Annotated in this window: 24 protein-coding genes and 1 tRNA gene; 8 read left to right on the top strand and 17 right to left on the bottom strand. The window is 52.1% G+C overall.

Translation table 11 applies throughout. The features are described from left to right. Window positions 1–26: 26 nt before the first annotated feature. Genes RUM_RS10190 through RUM_RS10215 form a run of 6 tightly spaced genes read right to left on the bottom strand, consistent with a single transcriptional unit; the run spans window position 27 to window position 5,042 of the window. Window positions 27–233 carry a 4Fe-4S dicluster domain-containing protein gene (locus RUM_RS10190; RefSeq protein WP_015559026.1) on the bottom strand — a complete coding sequence of 69 codons (207 nt, stop codon included), beginning with the start codon at window positions 231–233 and terminating at the stop codon, window positions 27–29. A 54-nt stretch (window positions 234–287) separates the two neighbouring features. Continuing rightward, the gene (locus RUM_RS10195; protein ID WP_022358010.1) at window positions 288–947 is read right to left on the bottom strand and encodes a hypothetical protein; all 660 of its coding nucleotides are present in this window, start codon (window positions 945–947) and stop codon (window positions 288–290) included. Beyond that, a complete protein-coding gene (locus RUM_RS10200) occupies window positions 940–1,590 on the bottom strand; it encodes a redox-sensing transcriptional repressor Rex (RefSeq protein WP_041326413.1) in 651 nt (216 codons plus the stop codon). The genes RUM_RS10195 and RUM_RS10200 overlap by 8 nt, the downstream gene beginning before the upstream one ends. A 19-nt stretch (window positions 1,591–1,609) precedes the next feature. Next, window positions 1,610–2,821 carry an NADP-dependent isocitrate dehydrogenase gene (locus tag RUM_RS10205; RefSeq protein ID WP_015559029.1) on the bottom strand — a complete coding sequence of 404 codons (1,212 nt, stop codon included), beginning with the start codon at window positions 2,819–2,821 and terminating at the stop codon, window positions 1,610–1,612. A gap of 36 nt (window positions 2,822–2,857) precedes the next feature. Next, window positions 2,858–3,070 carry a hypothetical protein gene (locus tag RUM_RS10210; protein WP_015559030.1) on the bottom strand — a complete coding sequence of 71 codons (213 nt, stop codon included), beginning with the start codon at window positions 3,068–3,070 and terminating at the stop codon, window positions 2,858–2,860. A 34-nt stretch (window positions 3,071–3,104) separates the two neighbouring features. Beyond that, a complete protein-coding gene (locus RUM_RS10215) occupies window positions 3,105–5,042 on the bottom strand; it encodes an aconitate hydratase (RefSeq protein ID WP_015559031.1) in 1,938 nt (645 codons plus the stop codon). Between the two features lie 255 nt (window positions 5,043–5,297). Here RUM_RS10215 and RUM_RS10220 point away from each other — a divergent pair, with 255 nt between their 5' ends. The 4 genes from RUM_RS10220 to RUM_RS10235 are packed head-to-tail and all read left to right on the top strand — an operon-like array spanning window position 5,298 to window position 7,282. Continuing rightward, window positions 5,298–5,630 carry an STAS domain-containing protein gene (locus RUM_RS10220; RefSeq protein ID WP_015559032.1) on the top strand — a complete coding sequence of 111 codons (333 nt, stop codon included), beginning with the start codon at window positions 5,298–5,300 and terminating at the stop codon, window positions 5,628–5,630. Window positions 5,631–5,634: 4 nt separating this feature from the next. Further along, window positions 5,635–6,075 carry an anti-sigma F factor gene (gene spoIIAB, locus RUM_RS10225; protein WP_015559033.1) on the top strand — a complete coding sequence of 147 codons (441 nt, stop codon included), beginning with the start codon at window positions 5,635–5,637 and terminating at the stop codon, window positions 6,073–6,075. Beyond that, entirely contained in the window at window positions 6,072–6,734 is a 663-nt protein-coding gene (locus RUM_RS10230) for a sigma-70 family RNA polymerase sigma factor (protein ID WP_015559034.1), read from the top strand. Before spoIIAB ends, RUM_RS10230 begins: the two co-directional genes overlap by 4 nt. Window positions 6,735–6,772: 38 nt before the next feature. Then, complete coding sequence (locus RUM_RS10235) at window positions 6,773–7,282, top strand: cob(I)yrinic acid a,c-diamide adenosyltransferase (RefSeq protein ID WP_015559035.1); 510 nt, start codon at window positions 6,773–6,775, stop codon at window positions 7,280–7,282. A gap of 299 nt (window positions 7,283–7,581) precedes the next feature. On the opposite strand, the gene RUM_RS12225 is transcribed toward RUM_RS10235, so the two are convergent. Continuing rightward, a complete protein-coding gene (locus RUM_RS12225) occupies window positions 7,582–9,084 on the bottom strand; it encodes a glycoside hydrolase family 25 protein (RefSeq protein ID WP_015559036.1) in 1,503 nt (500 codons plus the stop codon). A gap of 266 nt (window positions 9,085–9,350) precedes the next feature. Between RUM_RS12225 and RUM_RS10245 the strand changes: the two genes are divergently transcribed. The 3 genes from RUM_RS10245 to RUM_RS10255 all read left to right on the top strand — a co-directional run bounded on the left by RUM_RS10245 (window position 9,351) and on the right by RUM_RS10255 (window position 11,067). Beyond that, a tRNA-Thr gene (locus RUM_RS10245) sits at window positions 9,351–9,426 on the top strand. A 164-nt stretch (window positions 9,427–9,590) separates the two neighbouring features. Further along, entirely contained in the window at window positions 9,591–10,508 is a 918-nt protein-coding gene (locus tag RUM_RS10250) for a hypothetical protein (RefSeq protein WP_015559037.1), read from the top strand. A gap of 103 nt (window positions 10,509–10,611) precedes the next feature. Continuing rightward, window positions 10,612–11,067 (top strand): hypothetical protein, encoded by a 456-nt coding sequence (locus RUM_RS10255; protein WP_015559038.1) that lies wholly within the window; start codon window positions 10,612–10,614, stop codon window positions 11,065–11,067. Window positions 11,068–11,111: 44 nt separating this feature from the next. Here RUM_RS10255 and RUM_RS10260 read toward each other — a convergent pair whose 3' ends face one another. From RUM_RS10260 to RUM_RS10305, 10 genes are all read right to left on the bottom strand, one after another. Beyond that, complete coding sequence (locus RUM_RS10260; RefSeq protein ID WP_015559039.1) at window positions 11,112–11,543, bottom strand: zinc ribbon domain-containing protein; 432 nt, start codon at window positions 11,541–11,543, stop codon at window positions 11,112–11,114. A 111-nt stretch (window positions 11,544–11,654) separates the two neighbouring features. Continuing rightward, the gene (locus RUM_RS10265) at window positions 11,655–12,083 is read right to left on the bottom strand and encodes an ACT domain-containing protein (protein ID WP_015559040.1); all 429 of its coding nucleotides are present in this window, start codon (window positions 12,081–12,083) and stop codon (window positions 11,655–11,657) included. A 20-nt stretch (window positions 12,084–12,103) separates the two neighbouring features. Continuing rightward, window positions 12,104–13,408: a phenylacetate--CoA ligase family protein gene (locus RUM_RS10270; RefSeq protein WP_015559041.1), complete on the bottom strand. Its 1,305-nt coding sequence runs from the start codon at window positions 13,406–13,408 to the stop codon at window positions 12,104–12,106. Window positions 13,409–13,422: 14 nt separating this feature from the next. Next, window positions 13,423–13,734 (bottom strand): hypothetical protein, encoded by a 312-nt coding sequence (locus tag RUM_RS10275; protein ID WP_015559042.1) that lies wholly within the window; start codon window positions 13,732–13,734, stop codon window positions 13,423–13,425. Next, window positions 13,731–14,309: an indolepyruvate oxidoreductase subunit beta gene (locus tag RUM_RS10280; RefSeq protein ID WP_015559043.1), complete on the bottom strand. Its 579-nt coding sequence runs from the start codon at window positions 14,307–14,309 to the stop codon at window positions 13,731–13,733. Before RUM_RS10280 ends, RUM_RS10275 begins: the two co-directional genes overlap by 4 nt. Before the next feature lie 20 nt (window positions 14,310–14,329). Further along, on the bottom strand, window positions 14,330–16,057 hold the full coding sequence (gene iorA / locus RUM_RS10285; RefSeq protein WP_015559044.1) for an indolepyruvate ferredoxin oxidoreductase subunit alpha: 1,728 nt from the start codon (window positions 16,055–16,057) through the stop codon (window positions 14,330–14,332). Between the two features lie 5 nt (window positions 16,058–16,062). After that, window positions 16,063–16,902, bottom strand: coding sequence for an HAD-IIB family hydrolase (locus RUM_RS10290; RefSeq protein WP_015559045.1), 840 nt, complete (start codon window positions 16,900–16,902; stop codon window positions 16,063–16,065). 18 nt (window positions 16,903–16,920) lie between these two features. After that, a complete protein-coding gene (locus RUM_RS12230) occupies window positions 16,921–17,646 on the bottom strand; it encodes a PIN domain-containing protein (protein ID WP_015559046.1) in 726 nt (241 codons plus the stop codon). A gap of 45 nt (window positions 17,647–17,691) precedes the next feature. After that, a complete protein-coding gene (locus RUM_RS10300) occupies window positions 17,692–18,702 on the bottom strand; it encodes a PLP-dependent cysteine synthase family protein (protein WP_015559047.1) in 1,011 nt (336 codons plus the stop codon). Continuing rightward, window positions 18,702–19,175, bottom strand: a complete 474-nt coding sequence (locus tag RUM_RS10305) for a peptidylprolyl isomerase (protein ID WP_015559048.1) — start codon at window positions 19,173–19,175, stop codon at window positions 18,702–18,704. Before RUM_RS10305 ends, RUM_RS10300 begins: the two co-directional genes overlap by 1 nt. A gap of 340 nt (window positions 19,176–19,515) precedes the next feature. Between RUM_RS10305 and RUM_RS10310 the strand changes: the two genes are divergently transcribed. After that, window positions 19,516–21,456, top strand: a complete 1,941-nt coding sequence (locus RUM_RS10310) for a GGDEF domain-containing protein (protein WP_015559049.1) — start codon at window positions 19,516–19,518, stop codon at window positions 21,454–21,456. Window positions 21,457–21,463 lie beyond the last annotated feature (7 nt).

The raw sequence follows: 21,463 nt of genomic DNA on the forward strand, positions 1-21,463 counted from the left end.
AACTTCCTTTCTTTCCAACAAGTGGATTACTTTTCAACTGTAATTGCGCAGTCCGGGCACATCATAGCGCACATTGCACAGCCGATGCATGCCGCATCATCTGTACAGGCAGCAGTGAAGTAGCCTTTCTTGTTGCGCTTTTCCTTTGAAATCGCAACAATGTGCTTCGGGCAGGCTGTGGTGCAAAGCCCGCAGCCCTTGCAGCGCTCAAACAATACTGTCATCTTAGCCATGGTCTGATTCTCCTTTCCGGAAAAAATGTTATTGGTTGCAAGGGGTGGCAGCCGTTAGTCCCAGATGGGACGGACATGCACATGAACCGGATGCAGCCCCACACCTGATGGCGATAGTCGATCGTCATAGGTCGTGTACAAAAGTGGAAGATCCGCCTGCCGTGCCAGTTCCTGGGCAAAGGGCAGGGAGGACTCGATATGGGCAACGGTGGTTTCACAGCCCAGATTGGAATTGTTGACGATTCCGGTATGCTTCATATGGGAAGCCTGCTCGATTTCGTACATCATCGTCAGGGCTTCCTGGGGGGTCTTGGTCAGATAACGGTAGCAGTTGATCACATAGAGCATGTCCAGGCAGTCGGCATACTGCGAGAATGCCTCTGCATAGCGGCCCAATGCGGTTGCGCCTGCATCGTCTCCACCCACGTCCACGATCAGATAGCCCGGATCGGATGCGATCCGCTCCAGATCAAAATTCAGAACCGGAATGTCCACATTGCTGTTTGCATAATCCGGCGTGATCATGGTGACACCGTGCTCGGCAAAAAGCCTGCCGAAATCCGCAGTGCGAAAATAGGGATTGACGATATCCAGATCCACGATGCTGACAGGCTCCCCGGTACGGGCAGCCTCCAGCGCCAGATTTACGGAATAATTGGTTTTACCGGTGCCGTAATGCCCGGTTACAATGGTGATTTTTTTCATATTACTCATGTGCATCCCCTTGATGCTGCAAGCCGTAGGCAAGTGTCATCAGGCTGTCGCCCAGATGCACATTTTCTACGATGATCTGTTCCTGTTCATGCTCCAGCCGCAGGTCATAGTGACTGAAGTTCCAGAAGGCCCGAACCCCCAGCTTCACCAGCTGATGCGCCAGGTCATGGGCGGCGGTTTTCGGAATGCAAAGCACAGCCATAACCGGATGATTTGCGGCGCAGAACGCCTCCAGGGTTTCGATGGGATCCACCGTGACCCCGGCAATCTGCTTACCGCACAGAGCGTGGTTGCTGTCGAAAATACCGATCAGCTTACAGCCCCGCTTTTCAAAATCAATGTGCTGCGCAATGGCTTTTCCAAGGTTGCCTACGCCAATGAGAATGGTCTTGTTGCCTGCGTGCACGCCAAGAATCTTTCCGATCTGGGCGTGAAGCTCCGTCACATTATAACCGTAGCCCTGCTGTCCGAAGCCGCCGAAGCAGTTCAGATCCTGACGGATCTGGGAAGCGGTCAGCCCCATACGCTCTGCAAGCTCCCGGGAGGAGATCCGGATCATTCCCTGACGTTCCAGTTCACCGAGAAAGCGATAGTAACGGGGCATCCGACGAATCACCGAATGAGAGATACTATCTTTTGCCATGCGATTGCCTTTCCGGGATTTAGCCCATCAACTTTGCCAGACGGCAGTTGATTTCCTCCAGGAACTCCTTGGAGTTCACCTTCTTCTTGTTTTCCAGACTGGACAGCAGGTATAGATCCCCTGTCATGATGCCGTCTTCAATGGTCTGGATGGTTGCCTGCTCCAGATTATCCGCATAGCGAACCAACTCCGGAATGTTGTCCAGCTCGCCACGCTTGCGGAGCGCACCACTCCATGCAAAGATGGTTGCAACGGAGTTGGTGGAGGTCTCCTCACCCTTCAGATGCTTGTAGTAATGACGCTGAACTGTGCCATGTGCAGCTTCATATTCATACACGCCGGTGGGGGATACCAGAACGGAAGTCATCATAGCCAGGCTGCCATAAGCGGTGGATACCATGTCGGACATCACATCCCCGTCGTAGTTCTTGCATGCCCAGATATAACCGCCGTTGGAACGGATTACCCGTGCCACTGCATCATCGATCAGGGTGTAGAAATATTCAATGCCGGCTGCTTCAAACTTTTCCTTGTACTCCGCTTCAAAGATCTCTGCGAAAATATCCTTGAACCGGTGGTCGTACTTCTTGGAAATGGTGTCCTTTGTGGCAAACCATACATCCTGCTTGGTGTCCAGACCGTAGGAGAAGCAGGAACGGGCAAATCCGGCAATGGACTGGTCAATGTTGTGCAGACCCTGGATAATGCCGTCTGTCTTGAAATCGTGGATCAGCTGACGGGTTTCCTTGCCCTCAGCATCGGTCACAACCAGCTCCGCCTTACAGCCGCCCTTCACCTGCATCTCGGTGTTCTTGTACACATCCCCGTAAGCGTGACGGGCGATGGTAATGGGCTTTGTCCAGGTAGGAATGTAGGGGGTAATGCCCTTAACCAGGATGGGGGTACGGAACACGGTACCATCCAGGATGGCACGGATGGTGCCGTTGGGGGACTTCCACATTTCCTTCAGGTTGTATTCGGGCATTCTTGCTGCGTTGGGTGTAATGGTAGCGCACTTTACAGCCACACCGTATTTCTTGGTGGCTTCTGCGCTGTCCAGGGTCACCTGGTCACTGGTTTCATTCCGGTGAACCAGTCCCAGGTCGTAGTAATCCACATTCAGATCCACATAGGGCGTGATGAGAATATCCTTGATCCACTGCCACAGGATCCGGGTCATTTCGTCCCCGTCCATTTCGACCAGGGGCGTTTTCATCTGAATTTTGCTCATTGGGGTATACCTCCTTGTATGAAATGCTGTATTGCCTTAGTGAAAGGAAAAAACCAAAATCAAAGCAACAACCATTGCTGCAATTATGCCGATTACTCTGGCAGTACGAGGCTCCATATCAAACTTCTTGGTGCAGAGGGTCTGCACGCCGTACATGACCGCTGCGATAATCAGGATCAGGATCAGATCCTTGGTAGAGCGAATGCGGTAGTGCCGAGCCATAATCGGCAGAGTGGAGAGAAAATACATGGTTTGATTCCTCTTTCTGTTATGAAATAGGGTCTTACTTCAATGCTTCTCTGGTGTAATCCAGCAGACCGCCCGCCAGTACGATATCCTTAGTTCTACCGCTGAGCTCACACAGCACTGGAATGTCAATGCCCTTGGTCTTATCCCGGAGGGTCAGCTGGGATTCTCCGGCTTCAATTGCCTTGCGTACATTCGCCAACTCCAGTTCATCCCCCTGGTCGATCTTGTCGTAATCCGCTTCGTTGGCAAAGGTCAGAGGCAGGATACCGGCATTGATGAGGTTTGCACGGTGGATCCGGGCAAAGGACTTCACCAGTACAGCCTTGACTCCCAGATACAGCGGTGCGAGAGCCGCATGCTCACGGGAAGAGCCTTGACCATAGTTTGCGCCGCCCACAATAATGGACTTGCCCAGTTCCTTTGCACGGGTCGGGAATGCAGGATCGCAAACGGTAAAGCAATGCTCACTGATTGCCGGAATATTGGAGCGCAGGGGCAGAATCTTTGCGCCTGCGGGCATGATGTGGTCGGTGGTGATATTGTCCCCCACCTTCAGGGAACAGGGAACGTCGATGCTGTCCGCCAGGGGACTGGTCTGGGGGAAGGGCTTGATGTTGGGACCGCGCAGAATCTCCACCTTGTCCATTTCAGATTCCGGTGCAGGCAGTTCGATCATATTATCATTGACTGTAAAGGTCTTGGGTAGCTGGAAGTCCGGCATCTCGCCCAGGGTTCTGGGGTCAGTCAGCACGCCGGTGAGAGCGGATGCAGCAGCAAGCTCCGGAGAAACCAGATAGATCTGACCGTCCCGTGTACCGGAGCGGCCTTCAAAGTTCCGGTTGAAGGTACGCAGAGAAATGCCGTGGGAATTGGGGGACTGTCCCATACCAATGCAGGGACCGCATGCGCTTTCCAGGATCCGTGCGCCGGCTGCGATCATATCTGCCAGTGCGCCGTTCTGTGCCAGCATCTGCAATACCTGCTTGGAGCCGGGGGCAATGGACAGGGAAACGTCCGGATGCACGGTCTTGCCCTTGAGGATATAAGCCACCTTCAGCATATCCAGCAGACTGGAGTTGGTGCAGGAACCGATGCATACCTGGTCGATCTTCATGGAGCCGATCTCCGCAACGGTCTTGACATTGTCCGGGGAATGGGGACATGCTGCCATAGGCACCAGCTGACTCAGATCAATGGTCAGTTCCTCGTCGTATACAGCATCCGGATCCGCTGCCAGGGGCGTCCAGACCTCACCTCTGCCCTGTGCAGTGAGGAATTCCCTGGTCACTTCGTCAGAGGGGAAGATGGAAGTTGTAGCACCCAGCTCAGCGCCCATATTGGTAATGGTTGCACGCTCCGGTACGGACAGGGTCTTGACACCCTCACCGCAGTACTCGATGACCTTACCCACGCCGCCCTTGACGGACATCCGGCGCAGAACCTCCAGGATCACATCCTTTGCAGCAACCCAAGGAGAAAGCTTGCCGGTCAGATTGACACGAACCACCTTGGGACAGGTAATGTAGTATGCACCACCGCCCATTGCCACTGCAACGTCCAGTCCGCCTGCGCCCATTGCCAGCATGCCGATGCCGCCGCCGGTGGGGGTATGACTGTCGGAGCCGATCAAGGTCTTGCCCGGGATGCCGAACCGCTCCAGATGTACCTGGTGGCAGATACCGTTGCCCGGACGGGAGAAGCGAATGCCGTGCTTCTTGGTCACGCTGCCGATAAAACGATGGTCGTCTGCATTTTCAAAGCCGTTCTGCAGTGTGTTATGATCGATGTATGCCACAGAAAGCTCTGTTTTGACTCTGGGTACCCCCATTGCCTCGTATTCCAGATAAGCCATTGTTCCCGTTGCATCCTGCGTCAGCGTCTGGTCGATGCGCAGACCGATCTCGGTACCCTTAATCAGTTCGCCATCCACAATGTGCGCCTTCAGAATTTTTTCGGTTAGTGTCAGACCCATTGCGTTCACCCTTTCGAATCAGAATATACAAAATAAGAATACGCTTCCGAACAGCCGTAACTGTTTCGGATACTTCTTTATTTTACTACATTTTCAGCACACTTGTCAAGAAATTCACAGTAAAAAGCACCTATCAAAAAAATGGACAGCAGGTTTCAACAAAATTCGCATGCAGTTGGGGGTATAATTGTGACAAAGCGCAAGGGCGGCAAAAGCAGTGCCGTTCGACAGGCAAATAACAAGGAGGCGTATTTTATGCTGGAATTTCAAACGGAGGAAGGGATACTGCGGGTCATGCTGCAGGGCGAGATCGATCACCACAGTGCGGGACAGCTGCGGGAGCAGATCGACTGCCGACTGGAGGAGCTGCTGCCAAAGCGGCTGATCCTGGATTTTACCGGTGTGACCTTTATGGACAGCTCCGGCATCGGCTTGGTGATGGGCAGAGTCCGGCAGGCTGCCGCATACGGGGGACAGGTGGAGATCGCAGTTCCTGCCGGTCACATCCGGAAGGTCATGCAGCTGTCCGGCATTGACAAACTGGCAAACATACATGCGCCGGTGCATCCGGCTGAGCAGAAAGGATAATCAAATGAAAACGATCAATGAAATGAAATGCACCTTTCCATCCCTGTCGGTGAATGAGGCGTACGCACGCACAGCAGTAACCGCATTTGCCGCTCAGCTGGATCTGACCATTGAGGAAATTGCAGATATCCGGACGGCGGTATCCGAAGCGGTAACGAACGCCATCGTACACGGATACCGGGGCACGGTGGGCACCATAGAGCTGTGCGTCAAGCTGCTGGAGGGCAATGAGGTGTACATACGCATCAAGGACAGCGGATGCGGCATTCCGGACGTGGCACAGGCTATGGAGCCTCTGTACACCACTGCCGCCGCTGAGGAACGTGCCGGGCTTGGCTTCGCCGTCATGGAAAGCTTCATGGACAAGCTGTCCGTCAAAAGCAAGGTGGGCAGGGGCACAACCGTGGTCATGCGCAAGCGGCTGGGCGTGACGGTTCCCGTATGAGTGCGCCCTGCTCACAACCCCGTGCAGAGGAAAACCTGGGGCTGGTGCATCTTTGCGCCAACCGGTTCCGGGGACGAGGTGTGGAATATGACGACCTGTATTCTGCTGGATGTATCGGCTTGATGAAAGCAGTCAACGCCTTTGACACGGAACGAGGCGTGCGGTTTTCCACCTATGCAGTGCCGGTAATACTTGGGGAGATCAAGCGGCTGTTCCGGGACGGAGGCACAGTCAAGGTCAGCCGGAGCATGAAAGAGTTGTCCATGCGGGTGGTGCGTCTGCGGGACGAGCTGCGCATGCAAAGCGGCAAAGAGCCCACTGTGCAGCAACTGGCAAGGGAGATGGGGGTAGAGGAAGCAGAGATCGTCCAGGCATTGTGCGTCAGCGTGCCACCGGTATCCCTGACAGATCCGGGGGAAAGCGGGGAAGGACAACTGGATATCCCGGTACCGCCGCCGGATACGGAAATCGGAGACGTGCTGGCGCTGCGACAGATCATGCAGACCCTTTCCGAACGGGATAGGATGCTGCTGACCATGCGGTATTATCAGAACAAGACCCAGTCCCAGACTGCACAGGCTCTGGGCATGACCCAGGTACAGGTATCCAGACGGGAGAAGAAGCTGCTGCTGACCATGCGGGAGGAGTTGTTGCGCTGAAGCGGATTCCGTGATATAATCAAGCTGAGGTGACGACAATGACGCATTACTATTATGGCAACGGAAAAGGAAAGACCACCGCAGCATTGGGAATGGCTGTACGAGCCGCCGGACATGGTCTTCCGGTATGTGTGGTACAATTTCTCAAGGGCAGCTTCAGCGGAGAAGTGAAAAGCCTTGGGGTTTTGCCCCAAGTGACACTGATACGCCTGCCAAAGGATTACGGATTCAGCTTTCAGATGACGCAACAACAAATGCAGGAGATCACAGCCCAGCACAGCCACATGCTGGAATCAGCTGCTGCATGGGCCAAGCAACATCCGGATGGACTGCTGATCCTGGACGAGATCGGAGATGCGGTGGAGCTGAAATTGATCGATGTAGATCTGGTGAAGCAGCTTGTGATGCATCCCATGGCGGAGCAGATTTACACCGGACATGCAGAACAGCCGCTGTTTACAGAACATGCGGATTATGTGACAGAATGCAGATGTGTACGGCATCCACATCAGTCCGGCGTCCAGGCACGAAAAGGCATTGAATATTGAATGATCGGCGCTCATGCGGAGGTTTCGTCCGTGTGGGCGTTTTGTTTCAAAAAAGAATGCTGTAAGGGATGGTACACTTGTCCTTGCAACAAAAAACACGCTTTGCGCCCAGTGCCAAGAAGCCCCTTGCATGCAGGAGACACTACCCAGCTTGCACGAATACTAACTGCACAAAATATATGTTTTGTGCAGTTGATGAGAAAAACAAGACCGATGAGCCTAAAATGGAGTCGACGTCTACCAACAGAAAAAAACCAGAGTGTGAAATCATCACACTCTGGCTATCTGATCATTGCACCTTAAAACCCATTAAATCCGTATTTCTGCATGATTGCCGGATAATCTTTATAGGCATAATTCAAGTCCGTACTACCGGATACGCCGTTGACCGTTCCGGTATGGCTGTATTGCCACATCCCATATGCACGAGAAAAAGCGGGCTTTTCGGTTTTTGTATGCGCCACCCAGATATCATGCTCCGATTGACAGGATACCGGCACATTATTGGTCAAAAATGACGCATAACTATACAGCGTACAATAATATCCTGCATTTTCCACCGTGCTGCAAAACGTATCAATGATCGCTGCAACGGTGCTCTTACTCAAGGACTGCTGGGTGCTGTCCTCAATATCAAAAACCAGCGGGAAATCAAACTGATATCCCTTTACAGTTTTCAAAAACAATTCCGCCTCCGCTTTAGCCCCTGCTGCATCTGTCGCATAGCTGTACCAGTATGCACCACAGTACAGCCCGGCTTTTTTTGCTCCTGCAACATTCGTTGCAAAGGTGGGATCCACCTGGGAAGCCTCCCTGCCGTAGCCGGCACGAATGATCGCAAAATGGTAACCATCCGCCTTAACCTTTGCCCAATCCACTGTGCCCTGCCACTTGGAAACATCAATGCCGTCATAAATCTGTCCCTTAGGGCCTGTGGAGGTTGTTGTAGTAGTGGTAGTTGTCGTTGTTTCCAAAGGAACCGTCGTTGTGGTAGTAGTCACCGGCGGCAGGATCACTTCCTCCCGCACTGTAACGGTGCCCTGTGTGATCACATAAGGCACCTTCTGGTTCCCGGATTCTTCAATGGACTGCACGACCATCTCCAGCGGATACACACCAACGGGCGTATCCTCCGGGATCTCCACATATACCGTAAACAATTCACCATTATCCGTATACCGTACCGCTGAAGTGGAGTATACCGCTGCCACATTGCCGCCGGATACTGCACGAAGTGTCAGATCCTGATCCGGCTGGGTCAGCTTCAGGTTTCCGTCCTCGCCGGTCTGCATGGTTAAATAGTCCCCTTGGGTCATGCTGAAGCTCATAATAAAATTCTGAAAGCCAGGATTTCCGGACACAGATACAGTCACCGGCACCACATCGCCGCCATAGCCCACCGCCTTGGACACAAACAAATGTGCATACTCAGACTGGGACTCAAGCAGCTGCCGTTTCCGCAGCACATTATCAAAAGCGTTAATTACGCCGTTGCCGTCAATATCATATGTATCATCTGCTGCGGGCTCCTGCGTAGATTTGCAGATTGCCTGATTGATCTGCGCGCAGCTGGGCAGGCGGATCGTTTCGGTCAGATCCCCCTCAGTGTCGTTGATATCTTTTGTGCTGACATTCAAAACATCAGAGGTTTGCTCAGCAACAGCATCCGTCCCCACAGATACTTCCGGCACAGCAATGTCCCCTGTCTGTACAGTCTGATCTGCCGCATAAACCGTTGACTGTAAAGCCATCAGAGCCGATACAGCCCATGCAGCAATCAGCTTTGTAACTGGTGTTTTCATAACATACTCCCTCTTTGCTAACGCTGTTCAATCTAACTACATATAGTATAACATAAAATGCGCAATTTGTGAAGTACATTAGGCGAATTTTTTGTGCATTTCTACATATTGCATGATTTACAACCGAAAATTTAGCCGAGATTACGAAGAGCAAAAAAGTATTTTCGAAAAAAACAGATTTTTTTGAAAAAAGGGATTGACATTTTCAAAAAGATGCGGTATAATAATAAAGCACTCGGGAGAGAGCGCAAAACAAAAAAGAACATGCTGTTTTAGCTCAGTTGGTAGAGCACTTCCTTGGTAAGGAAGAGGTCGCTGGTTCGAATCCAGTAAACAGCTCCAGAACACAGCACGCAGTTCCATTGGAATTGCGTGCTTTTTGGTTATACAAGTATCTTTTACGTTAGGAATGTTTTGGTAAAAAGAATTTTTATACAGCATGACCCATTCTATCCCTGAAATTCGTTTATTATGGTGAAAGAACTTTGCGAAAGGAATCATACACAATGCTTGCTTATTTCAAAATGAAACGGATTTGCCGGGAATATGCGCAACAAAATCTTCGGGACGCTGAAGACTGGTTCGCTAAATACGATGCGGGAAAGCCTCATGCTTTCTCCCGGGAATTTCAGATCAAGCTGAATACTGCCATTTACGGTGAGGCCTTTACAGATGCAGAAATCAACGACTACCTGCATCCGGTATGCAGACCGGCTCCGAAGACTGACGGTCGGCAGATCCGGCTCAAACGGCTTGGCATGCGCTATGCAGCTGCAATCATTACCGCTGCCGTATTGACCACCAGTGCTCTGGTAGGACTGGGTGGTGTCATTGCCGATCCGCAGAGCTGCAATGATGTACAGTTCTCTTCTGTCAAGTCCGGCTGCTTTGACAATATGGTGGCAGGGTTTCTTTATCCTTCAGAGTACTATAACTCCAGCAAATTTAACGGGCACGTTATGGAGGGTCATCCGGATCATGTTTCCCCGTTCCAGTTCGCCTCTGTTCCCGAAGGGTTTGAACTGAAATCCATGCACGCATACTCCACGGACTCTGCAAAAGGTGAAATCGAGCTGAACGGTAACTGGGATCAGGTAAATCGGATTGATTACACTTTCACAAATGAAACTATGGGTTGGTTATATATTACCGTACAGACTGCCCACACCTCCCGGTTTTACTTCAAAGAACGGCCAAAGCCGGAAGAAGGCATAAGTCGGGTCATCAACTACCGGGGACAGGATGCGTTCCTTCTGACTGAACAAAAATTGAGGAGCAAGAATTGTGCCTTGATCTGGTGCGACGGGCTTAATGATTACAAGATTTTCTACAACGATCATTTCTCAGACGTACAGATGAATGATCAAGATATACAAGAATTTGTATTTTCAGTAGCTAATTCTATACAGCTTTTACAAAAATAATTTTTATTTTGGCAAACTTCACCTGTTTTAATATTCCATTTCGTTTATATAGATGGAGAGTGCAAAAAGCGCTCTACTATTTTACGAAATGGGGTATTTCATTATGAAAACCAACAAGATCCTCGCAACCATCCTGGCGGCAGCATCCCTGCTGTCCGCACTTCCCTGTGGCGCTGTCAGCGCTGCAAACACGCCACCCATGCCTCTCTCCCCTGACTCTCTGGTAAGCTCAACAAGCATCTCGGACGATGACTACTACTACGATCCTTACGTCACCATTAAAAAGGAGTCTTCTACCAAGTGCAGCTACACGGGGGGCGCTCAGTTTAAGCCCGTCACCACCAAGATGAAAGGCATCCTGATCCTGGAGGAATACCGGGATGGGCACTGGAAGGAAGTGAAGCGCAAGGAGGTCACCACCACCAGCGACCCGCTGAGAATCACTGACAGCTATAGCAGCATGGTATCCGGCAGAAAGTACAGATCCCGGCTGTATCTGTATGCGTACTGCGGTGTTGTCTGGGAGTTTGCTTCCCCGGTCAGCAATGTGATCCAATAATCCAAAACAAAAAGGCGTGCACGGGAACATGCACGCCTTTATTTTTAATGCAGGTTGGAGGGGTCAGCGTTGAAAATCTGATTGCTCTCAGTGTAGTAGTCATTATCCTCCAGCGAGGTGAAATCCGCATCGTCAATATCCGGCAGCCGAGCGCCGCATACGCCGCAATACTGATTCTTGTCACTGTTTTCCGTTTCACACTTGGGACAAAGCTTAAAGCCCCGCAGGGTGTTCAGCTCAAAACGCATCTTCTTGATGCGACGACGGCGTGTGTCAATATCTTCACACAGAGCACGGAAAACCTGAGGATCTTCTTCCGGATTCTTGTAGTATTTTTTTCCGATATCAGCAAAAATTTCAATAATCCGCTCTTCCTCGTACAGGATCTTTCTCCGAAGATTGTTTACCTCGGAATAATTCTGCATCTTTCCGGTAACGCCCTTACCAGCGTCTGTAACCTTGTCTAAAAAACTCATTACCCATTCACTCCTAAACGTACAGAGATACGCATTCCTATAGTCACATTATACACCCTGTCGGCTAACTTTGTCAAGTATTTTTGTTTAAATTCTGCAATCCTGAACCCATCAGCCGCAAACATCCGCAGAAGACAGCAGTTGTACGCCCTTTGCCTGCAACAGCTCAGCCGCTTTCTGGTTGTCATCTGCCCGAAGGATTACAAAGGCAGTGTCTGCAACCCGGCTCACATAGGCGTACATATACTCTACCGTGATGCCACCCTCCCGGAGCATATCCATGACAGTAGCCAGCCCCCCGGGCTGATCCGCAACCCCGATGCCGATCACATGGGACACCTTGAGCATGCAGTTGGCATCCTTCAGCACCTCAAACGCCTTGTCCGTATCGGTGACAATGAGACGAACGATACCAAAATCCTTGGTATCTGCAACGGACAGAGCCCGGATGTCAATATGATGATCCCGCAGCAATCCGGTGACTGTGGACAGTCTCCCCTTTTTGTTTTCAATAAAGACAGATAGTTGTTTAATCAGCATAGTTCTTCCCCTTTCGTCCTTTAATCGTGCAGCTTCCGGGTATCCACCACACGCACCGCTTTGCCCTCAACTCTGGGAATGGTTTTCGGCTCTACCAGGGTGATCTTTGCGGAAATGCCCAGGGTGGACTCCACCGCCTGCTTAATGTTCCGGGACTGCTCCTCCAGGCTTCTGACCGTATCAGAGAACATCTCCGGTGTAATCTCTACCTGGATCTCCAGGGTATCCGTGTTGTTCACTCTGCCCACGATCAACTGGTAGTAGGGCGCAGTATTGCCCAGCTGCAGCAATACGCTTTCGATCTGGGACGGGAACACATTGACACCCCGGATGATCAGCATATCATCGGATCTGCCCGCAGGCTTCTTCATCTTGATCAGGGTTCTGCCGCAGCTGCACTTTTCACGAACCAGTACACCGATATCCCGTGTCCGATACCGAAGCAGCGGGAAGCCCTGCTTATTGATGCAGGTGAAGACGATTTCGCCCTGTGTGCCGATCGGCAGCACCTCTCCCGTATCCGGATCGATGGTTTCTGCAATGAAGTTATCCTCATTGATATGCATGCCGGACTGTTCCTGGCACTCAAAGGCAACGCCGGGCCCGATGATCTCGGTCAGACCGTAAATGTCCATTGCCTTCAGTCCCAGCTTTGCCTCGATCTCCTTACGCATTTCCTCTGTCCAGGGTTCTGCACCGAAAATACCAACCTTCAGAGCCAGTTCGCTCTTGTCAATGCCCATTTCTGCCATAGTCTCTGCCAAGAACAGCGCATAGGAGGGGGTGCAGCAGATAAAGGTGGGCTTGAAGTCCCGGAGAATGTTGATCTGACGCTTGGTATTGCCCACAGAAACCGGCACAACAGTCATGCCAGCCTTTTCGGCACCGCCATGCACGCCCAGTCCGCCGGTGAACAAACCATAGCCGTAGGAAACGTGGATAATATCCTCCTTGGTAGCCCCTGCTGCGGTCAGTGCTCTTGCGCAGCATTCCGCCCAGGTATCCAGATCCTTCCGGGTATAGCCCACTACGATCTGCTTGCCAGTGGTGCCGCTGGAGGCATGCAGACGCACGATCTCGCTCATGGGCACTGCGAACATACCGTAGGGATAGGTATCCCGCAGATCCTGTTTATAAGTAAAGGGCAGCTTGTGCAGATCATCCACACTGCGGATATCCGCCGGAGAAACCCCTGCTTCATCCATACGCTTCCGGTACAGGGGTACCCGTTCGTACACTCTTCTGACTGTCTGGGACAGGCGGAAGGACTGGAGTGCCCGCATTTCATTCAGCGTTGCGCATTCCATACTTTCATTCCAATACATTGAAAACTCCCCTTTTATTTTGATTGACTGTTCCTGTTTTTGATGCAGGCGAACCAGTAGAACGGAAAGACAAGGATATTTGCCATCCAAAGCAGGAGCATCCAGACATACCTCGTTCTGCTGTCAGACAGCCTTTCTGCATCCATCGACATGGTGATGAACAAGACTACCGCCAGAAGCGCCGCTGCAGCCAGGGGAATCCCATACAGAGGCATCATGGCATCTTCATGCAGCAGAACGCATGTCACGACCACAGTCACCAGAAAGAGGATGCCCGGCAGGAAACTGCCGATTCCATACCATGTACTTTCCGCTATGTTCTTCATGCCACTACATCTCTGCCAAGTGCAAATGCCTTTTTGTTCAGCTCCAGGAATTTTGCCGGGACACACTGCGCCAGTGCCTGCTGCCATACTTCCTCCGGGAAGGGCAGCTTCCGGGATACCACGCCCATCAGCACCACGTTGGATGCCTTTGCATTGCCCAGAGATTCCGCCAGCGCCAGAGCGTCCACTGCGGTCACATCAATGCCCAGGGCTTCCAGATGTTCCAGAATGTTTTCCGGATAGGTGGCTGCACCGGTGACAACCGGCATGGGATCCAGCTGCTGCTTGGATACCACCAGGCAGCCGTCCTTTTTCAGATGGGATACCCAGCGTGCAGCCTCCAGCAGTTCAAAGGAAATGATAGCATCCGCCTCACCCTTTTCCACGATGGGAGAATACACCTGATCCCCGTATTTTACATAGGTCACAACAGAGCCGCCCCGCTGGGACATGCCGTGTACTTCGCTGACCTTTACGTCATAGCCCTGTGCCAGCAGCACATTGCCCAGGATCCGGGAAGCCAGCAGGCTGCCCTGACCGCCTACGCCTACGATCATGACTGATTTTGTTTCCATGTTCCTTCTGCTCCTTTCCCTTATTCCACAATGGCACCGAACTTGCACTGCTCCATGCAAATGCCGCAGCCTACGCACTGGGTATGGTCGATGACAGCCTTGCCCTCACGCATGGAAATCGCCGGACATCCCAGCTTCAGACACATCTTGCAGGACTTGCACTTGTCCGCTTCCACATGCAGCGCCGGCTTGTGCTTTACATATTTCAGCAGTGCACAGGGACGACGGGAAATAATCACGGAAGGCGCAGCCACTGCCAGCTCTTCCTTGATGGCAGTTTCGGTTTCCGCCAGATGATAGGGATCTACCACCCGGACACGCTGAATGCCAATGGCTTTGCAGAGATCCTCCAGGCATACTGCCGCCGCCGGATCCCCCTTCAGGTTCTTGCCGGTGGTGGGATTCTGCTGATGACCGGTCATACCGGTGATGGAGTTGTCCAGAATGATAACGGTAGAATTGGTAGCGTTGTATGCGATGTTCACAAGACCGGTCATGCCGCTGTGCATAAAGGTGGAGTCGCCGATGACTGCCACTGCACGCTGCTCGCTTTCAGCGCCTCTTGCCTTGTTGAAGCCGTGAAGCCCGGAGATGGATGCGCCCATACAGATGGTGCTGTCCATTGCACACAGGGGCGCAGCCGCACCCAGGGTGTAGCAGCCGATGTCCCCGGAAACGATGCACTTGAGCTTGGACAAAGCATAGAATACGCCTCTGTGCGGACAGCCAGGGCACATAACCGGAGGACGTACCGGCAGCTGCTCCGGATATGTAGTATATTCCTTCACCTCACCCAGCATCTTTTCCGCAATGATGGACTGGGACAGCTCTCCGATGTAGCCAAACAGCTCCTTGCCAACCACCTGGATGTCCAGCTTGCGGCAGTGGGTCTCGATGACATCATCCAGCTCCTCGATCACATAGATCTTGTCACACTTCGCTGCAAAATCCAGGATCAGCTTCTTGGGCAGAGGGTTCACCATACCCAGCTTCAGATAGGAAACCGTATCCCCCAGGGCTTCTCTTGCATACTGATAGGCAATGCCACTGGTGATAACGCCGATCTTGGAAGCATGCATTTCTACCCGGTTCAGAGGGGAGGTTTCCGCATAAGCAGTCAGCTTTTCCGTGCGCTCCTCCACGACTACGTGACGGCCCTTTGCAAAAGCAGGCATCATGACATATTTCTGGGGGGTCTTTTCGTAGGGCTTCAGTCCCCCGTCAATCCGGTCACACAGCTCTACAGAGCTCTGAGAATGTGCCACACGGGTGGACATGCGGACGATCACCGGCGCATCAAACTGCTCGGAGATCTCATACGCCAGCTTTACATATTCCTTGCATTCGCCGGAATCGGAGGGCTCTAGCATAGGCACCTTGGAAGCAATGGCGTGATGCCGGCTGTCCTGCTCATTCTGGGAGGAGTGCATGCCCGGATCATCCGCCACGGCGATCACCATGCCCCCGTTGACGCCGGTGTAGGATGCTGTGTACAGGGGATCCGCTGCCACATTCAGACCTACATGCTTCATACCGCAGAAGCTTCTGGCACCGGCAATGGATGCGCCCAGGGCAACCTCCATGGCGACCTTTTCATTGGGTGCCCATTCTGCATACACCTCGTCATACTTTGCGACTTCTTCTGTAATTTCCGTAGACGGCGTGCCGGGATAGCTTGATACGACCCGGCATCCGCTTTCGTAAAGCCCTCTGGCGAAGGCTTCATTTCCAAGCATCAGCTTCTTCATTCTTTTTATCCTTTCTGATTGTGATAATAATGTTCCAGGATCCACTCCGGCACAGCATCCTCCAGGTTGCTGCCAATAACGCCGGTGGCAGCTGCCTTTACCTCATCCCTGGCATTTGCCACAGCATAGCATTCGTCACATCCGGCAAACAGGGACAGGTCATTGAGATTGTCCCCAAAGCCGATGATATGCGCAAATCCGTAAGCATGCCGGAGATAATCCACTGCCTGGCGCTTGGAGGCACCTGCCCCGCAAAGCTCCAGATACCAGGAGTCCCGGTCATACACATCCTTATAAAAGGCATACTGCAAACCGGGCAGGTGCGCAACCGCATCCCGAATCTTCTGGATCCGATCTTTTTGATCCACCATGGTGATATAGATCGTCCGATCAGACACCGCCTGGGTCAGACTGTCCACCTGGGTAAAGGGGCGGTCAAAGCGCTGGGGCCTTGCTGCCCGATACGCTTCCATCACCGGATCATCCAAACGGTGATGGAAACAGCCCAGCTCCTGTCCTTCAATCGTATAGAGAAATGCCGGAACCTGCATCTGTTCCAGAATCTCCGTCACCTGAAGAGCTGTCTGCACTCCGATGGTTTCATAATGCAGATACTGCCGGACATGCATGTCATAGATGCACACCCCGTTCATCAGCACCACCGGCACGGGCATCTGTACCCGGGACAGAATGCTGCGGACGGATACGATGGAGCGGGCAGTCGCACAGGAGAAAAGCACACCCTCCGCCGACAGCTGCTGCAGCAGTTGGGTGGAGCGCTCTGACAGGCAGGCATCCGGTGTAAGCAGGGTACCGTCCAGATCAGATATGTATAAGGTCTTCATGGAGCAGTTCCTTCCTGTTTACTTCTCGTTTCCCTGCAGATCCGCAAAAAATTTCTTCAGACCCCGGTAATAGTCCGTTGCATCCTCGCCGCCGAACTGCCGCTGCAGGGTATTGTGAAACTCTGCGGTGGATTCGCTATCAGTCATGCACTGGATGATATCCTTCACCCGATTGGTCTGGATCTCCGGATCGATCTCCAGCAAAAGCTTCCGGATCGTTTTCACAGTGGGCACAGTCTGCTTTGTCTGTACCGTGATCTGCTTGGGCTGCTTTTTCTGGGATTTCTTTTTGCCGGATTTACCCTCAACCGGAGCAGGCTGCTGAAGCATGACCGGCTGCGAAACGGTCATCTTCTTCACCGGAACCGATGTTTTATCCGCCAGAGCATCCCGGATGGATGGCTTGATCTGTACCTTTACCCCCAGCATCTTCTTACAGAACTGCTGCGTCGCCACATAGCCCATATCCCGGCTGATGATATAAAAATCATCCGCACTCTGCTTGGCGATCAGATAGCCCAGATAGGTAACCAGCTGAAAATCCAGCGCATTCCTGCCGGACTGGTTCAGATTCACCTTTTCCGTCCGAACCGGAGATTGCATGATCTCATCCAGAATCTCAAAATTCAGGGTATTGGCAGACTGGCTGTAGAACAGAACCACCCGATCCTCTGCATCAAGCCGGGAGATCCCCGCCAGTCCGAAGGAATTTACATTCTCATAATCGATCAGAAAAATACGCATATTCTTACGCCTCCTTTCCTCGGGCAATGCCCGTGATTGATATCGTCAGCGGATTGCACGCACCCCGGTCAGCCGGATCTCCGGCGTCAGATAACCGGGCTTGGGCTGATGGGTATCGGAGTAATCCGTAGACAGATACTTCTTGTTGTCGTCTGCAAACACGGTGGCAATGACCGCTTCCTCCCCCAGCAGATCCCCTACCTTCAGAGCGCCCAGGAAGTTTGCGCCGGAGGAGATCCCTACGCCGATGCCCAGCTCCCGTGCCAGCATCTGTGCCATAAGGATGGAATCCACATCATCCACCGCAACCACAGCGTCCGTTTCCTCCAGCTTGAGGATGGGTGGCACAAACTCGTCGGAAATGCCCTGGATCCGGTGCTTGCCGGTTTTGTATCCCGTAGACAGGGTTGGTGAATTCTCCGGCTCCAGCGGATACAGCTTGCAGGCAGGATTGGTTTCCCGTAAACGCCGCCCGATACCCATCACCGTGCCGCCGGTGCCTACACCTGCCACCACTGCATCCGCTTTCAGACCAATGGAAGAAAGCTGCGCTGCAATCTCAGCTCCGGTGGTCAGATAGTGGGCGGTGCTGTTATCCTCGTTGGAGAACTGGCAGGGCAGAAATACGCCACCCTTCGCCGCAAGCTCCTCCGTCATGCGGATGGAGCCCAGAAAGCCTCCCTCCTCCTTGCTGACAAGGCGGATCTCGGCGCCATAGCTGCGGATCAGTCGCATGCGCTCCTGGCTCATCCAGTCCGGCATGTAGATCACCACCGGGTGCCCCAGATATCTGCCCACCGCAGAAAAGGCAATACCAGTATTGCCGCTGGTAGCCTCTGCGATCAGATCCCCCGGCTGGATCTGTCCGGTTTCGTAAGCATGCTTCAGCACATAGAATGCCACACGGTCCTTGATGCTGCCGCTGAGGTTGTAGGACTCCGCCTTGGCATATACCCGACGTGGCTTTCCCTTATATGTGCAGCTGATCTCCAGCAGGGGTGTGTGACCGATCAGCGGCTGGATCCGGTCAAATAATGCTGCAATCTTCTGTTCCATCAGTCAATAACCGTCACAGACTTCATGATCTGAGGCGTTGTAGGCTTATCGTTGTAGTCCGTTGCAACCTGTGCGATCTCGTCTACCACATCCATACCCTCTATGACCTTGCCGAATGCAGCATACTGCCCATCCAGGTGGGGCGCATCCTCATGCATGATAAAGAACTGGGAGCCTGCGGAATTGGGCATCATAGACCGTGCCATGGACAACACGCCACGGGTGTGCTTCAAATCATTCTTCACGCCGTTTGCGGCAAATTCGCCCTTGATAGACCAACCGGGACCGCCCATACCGGTGCCATCCGGACAGCCGCCCTGGATCATAAAGCCGGGAATCACCCGGTGGAAGGTAAGGCCGTTATAAAAGCCCTGACGCACCAGCTTCTCAAAGTTTTCACAGGAGATGGGCGCAATGTCGGGATACAGCTCGATCTTGATCTTTTTCCCGTTTTCCATTTCAATCTGAATCATACTTCGTTCCTCCTAAAAGTGTGTTGCAAACATATACATGATTTATTATAGCACGAACCACATAAATAAGCAACTGTTTCAAGCAAGTCTGACATATTTAATATAAACAACGAATTACTGCGTCTATGTCCATGTGAGTTCGTTTGTGCAATCAAGAATTGTTGAACCTGCACAATTTAATCCGTCGATTTAAACAATATTTGAAGTTCTCGCATCTTTTTTCGGTTTCTCTATTCCCTTTTTCTTAATTGTGTAGTATAATAAATTATAAGCATGTGCAACACTACTAAAAACTTCTGTGCATAATGTAAAAGTAATGAAAACGGGGGCTGATCCAATCATGCAAAAACCACTGAACATCGCTGTAATGGTATCAGGCATTGACGAAGAATACCAGCATGACATCCTGCAGGGCATACACGAATTTGCACGCAATCATCACATCAACATCTGTCATTTCATCGCCTTTGGCGGCATGCTGGGCAACCCGAACCACGATGCCGGAGAATACAACATCTTTAATCTGGTAAACTACGACAAGCTGGACGGCGCCATCCTTCTGACAAATACCATATGCTCCTCCAGTATGAAGCAGACCATTCTGAACAGTGTGCAGAAATGCGGTCTGCCCACCGCAGTGATCGACCAGGACATTCCCGGCTGCTACTACATAGGAATTGACAATTACACTGCGATGCATGAGATCGTCAACCATGTGATCGAAGCACACGGCTGCCGGCGGATCAATTACATTTCCGGCCCCACCAACAACCCGGAAAGCCTGCTGCGTTTACAGGCTTACAGAGATGCGCTAAGCGAGCACCAGATCCCCGTAGAAGAGGAGCGAATTTTTCACGGTCTCTTCCGGGGGCAGGATGGCAGAGAGGCGGCGGAAGCTTTCCTTTCCTCTGAGCTGGAATTTCCGGAGGCTATTGTCAGTGCCAATGACAATATGGCACTTTCCGCCCTAATCACCCTGGAAAGCAGAGGGGTTCACTGTCCCCAGGACGTGATCATCACCGGCTTTGACAATATTCGCTCCGCCCGCAACTGTACCCCGGAGCTGACCTCTGTTTCCCGTCCCCTGACGGAATCCGGCAGACGTGCCTGTGAAATGGTCTATCATCACATCCGGCAGAAGGGAGAACAGGAGCGCACGGTAATCCTGGACGCCACCCCCGTGCTCACAGAAAGCTGCGGCTGCAAGCACTGTATGAGCGACAGCATCGAGGATTTTAAGCGGAACAATTACAAGATCATCGAACGGTACAACATTGATGTACGCCGGAACAGCCGTATGGCATGTACGCTGACAGAATCTGACTCCTATGCAAAGAGCCTTGACAAGCTGAAAGACTGCATCCTGGAGATCAACTGCGAGTCCTTCTACCTGTGCCTGTGTGAAAACTGGGCAGGTACATTCAACAACGCAGAGGATGGATCCGCCCCCATGGACTATGCGTTCAACGACTATATCTCCGAAGGCTACTCCCGGAAAATGCAGGTGGCGCTTGCCTACCGGGACGGAAAGTTCCTGGAGAATGTGCCGGACTTTGAAACCAGTCTGATGCTGCCGGAAATTTATGAGCCTGAGGATGCAGGAAAAACATACTATTTTATGCCCATCCACTTCAGAGAACGCTGTCTGGGATACTGCGTGATCTGCAACAGCACCTTCCCGCTGGAAAGCGCAAGCTTTGTATCCTGGGTCATGAATATCAGCAATTCCTTGGAAAATGTGCGGAAAATGCGCTGTCTGAGTGCAGTCGTCAAGGAGCTTGACAAGCTGTACATCATCGACAATCTGTCCGGAATCTACAATCGGAACGGATTCAGCCGGAATACCCAGGAGCTGTACCAGTACTGCCAGGAGCATCGGGTTCCGGTCATGGTCATGTTCCTGGATATGGACGGACTGAAGCACATCAACGATACCTACGGACATAAATCCGGTGATGTTGCCATCCGTGCCATGGGACAGTGCCTGAAGCTGGCATGCAAGGACGGAGAGATCTACTCCCGGTTCGGCGGAGACGAGTTCCTGGTCTTTGCGGTCAATTACACCGAAGAAAAGGCAAAGCTTCTGGAACTGGCAATCCTGGAGGAATTCCGCAATTATAACGAAACCCACAGCAATCCCTTTGACGTAGAAGCCAGCATTGGCTACCACATTGAAGTCCCCCAGCCGGATATGCCGGTATTTTCTCTGATTACCCTTGCGGATCAGAAAATGTACGAACAGAAAAAACGGAAAAAGACATCCCGCTATTTAAGACGATAAATCACTT

Source organism: Ruminococcus champanellensis 18P13 = JCM 17042 (assembly GCF_000210095.1).
Lineage (GTDB): Bacteria > Bacillota > Clostridia > Oscillospirales > Ruminococcaceae > Ruminococcus_F > Ruminococcus_F champanellensis.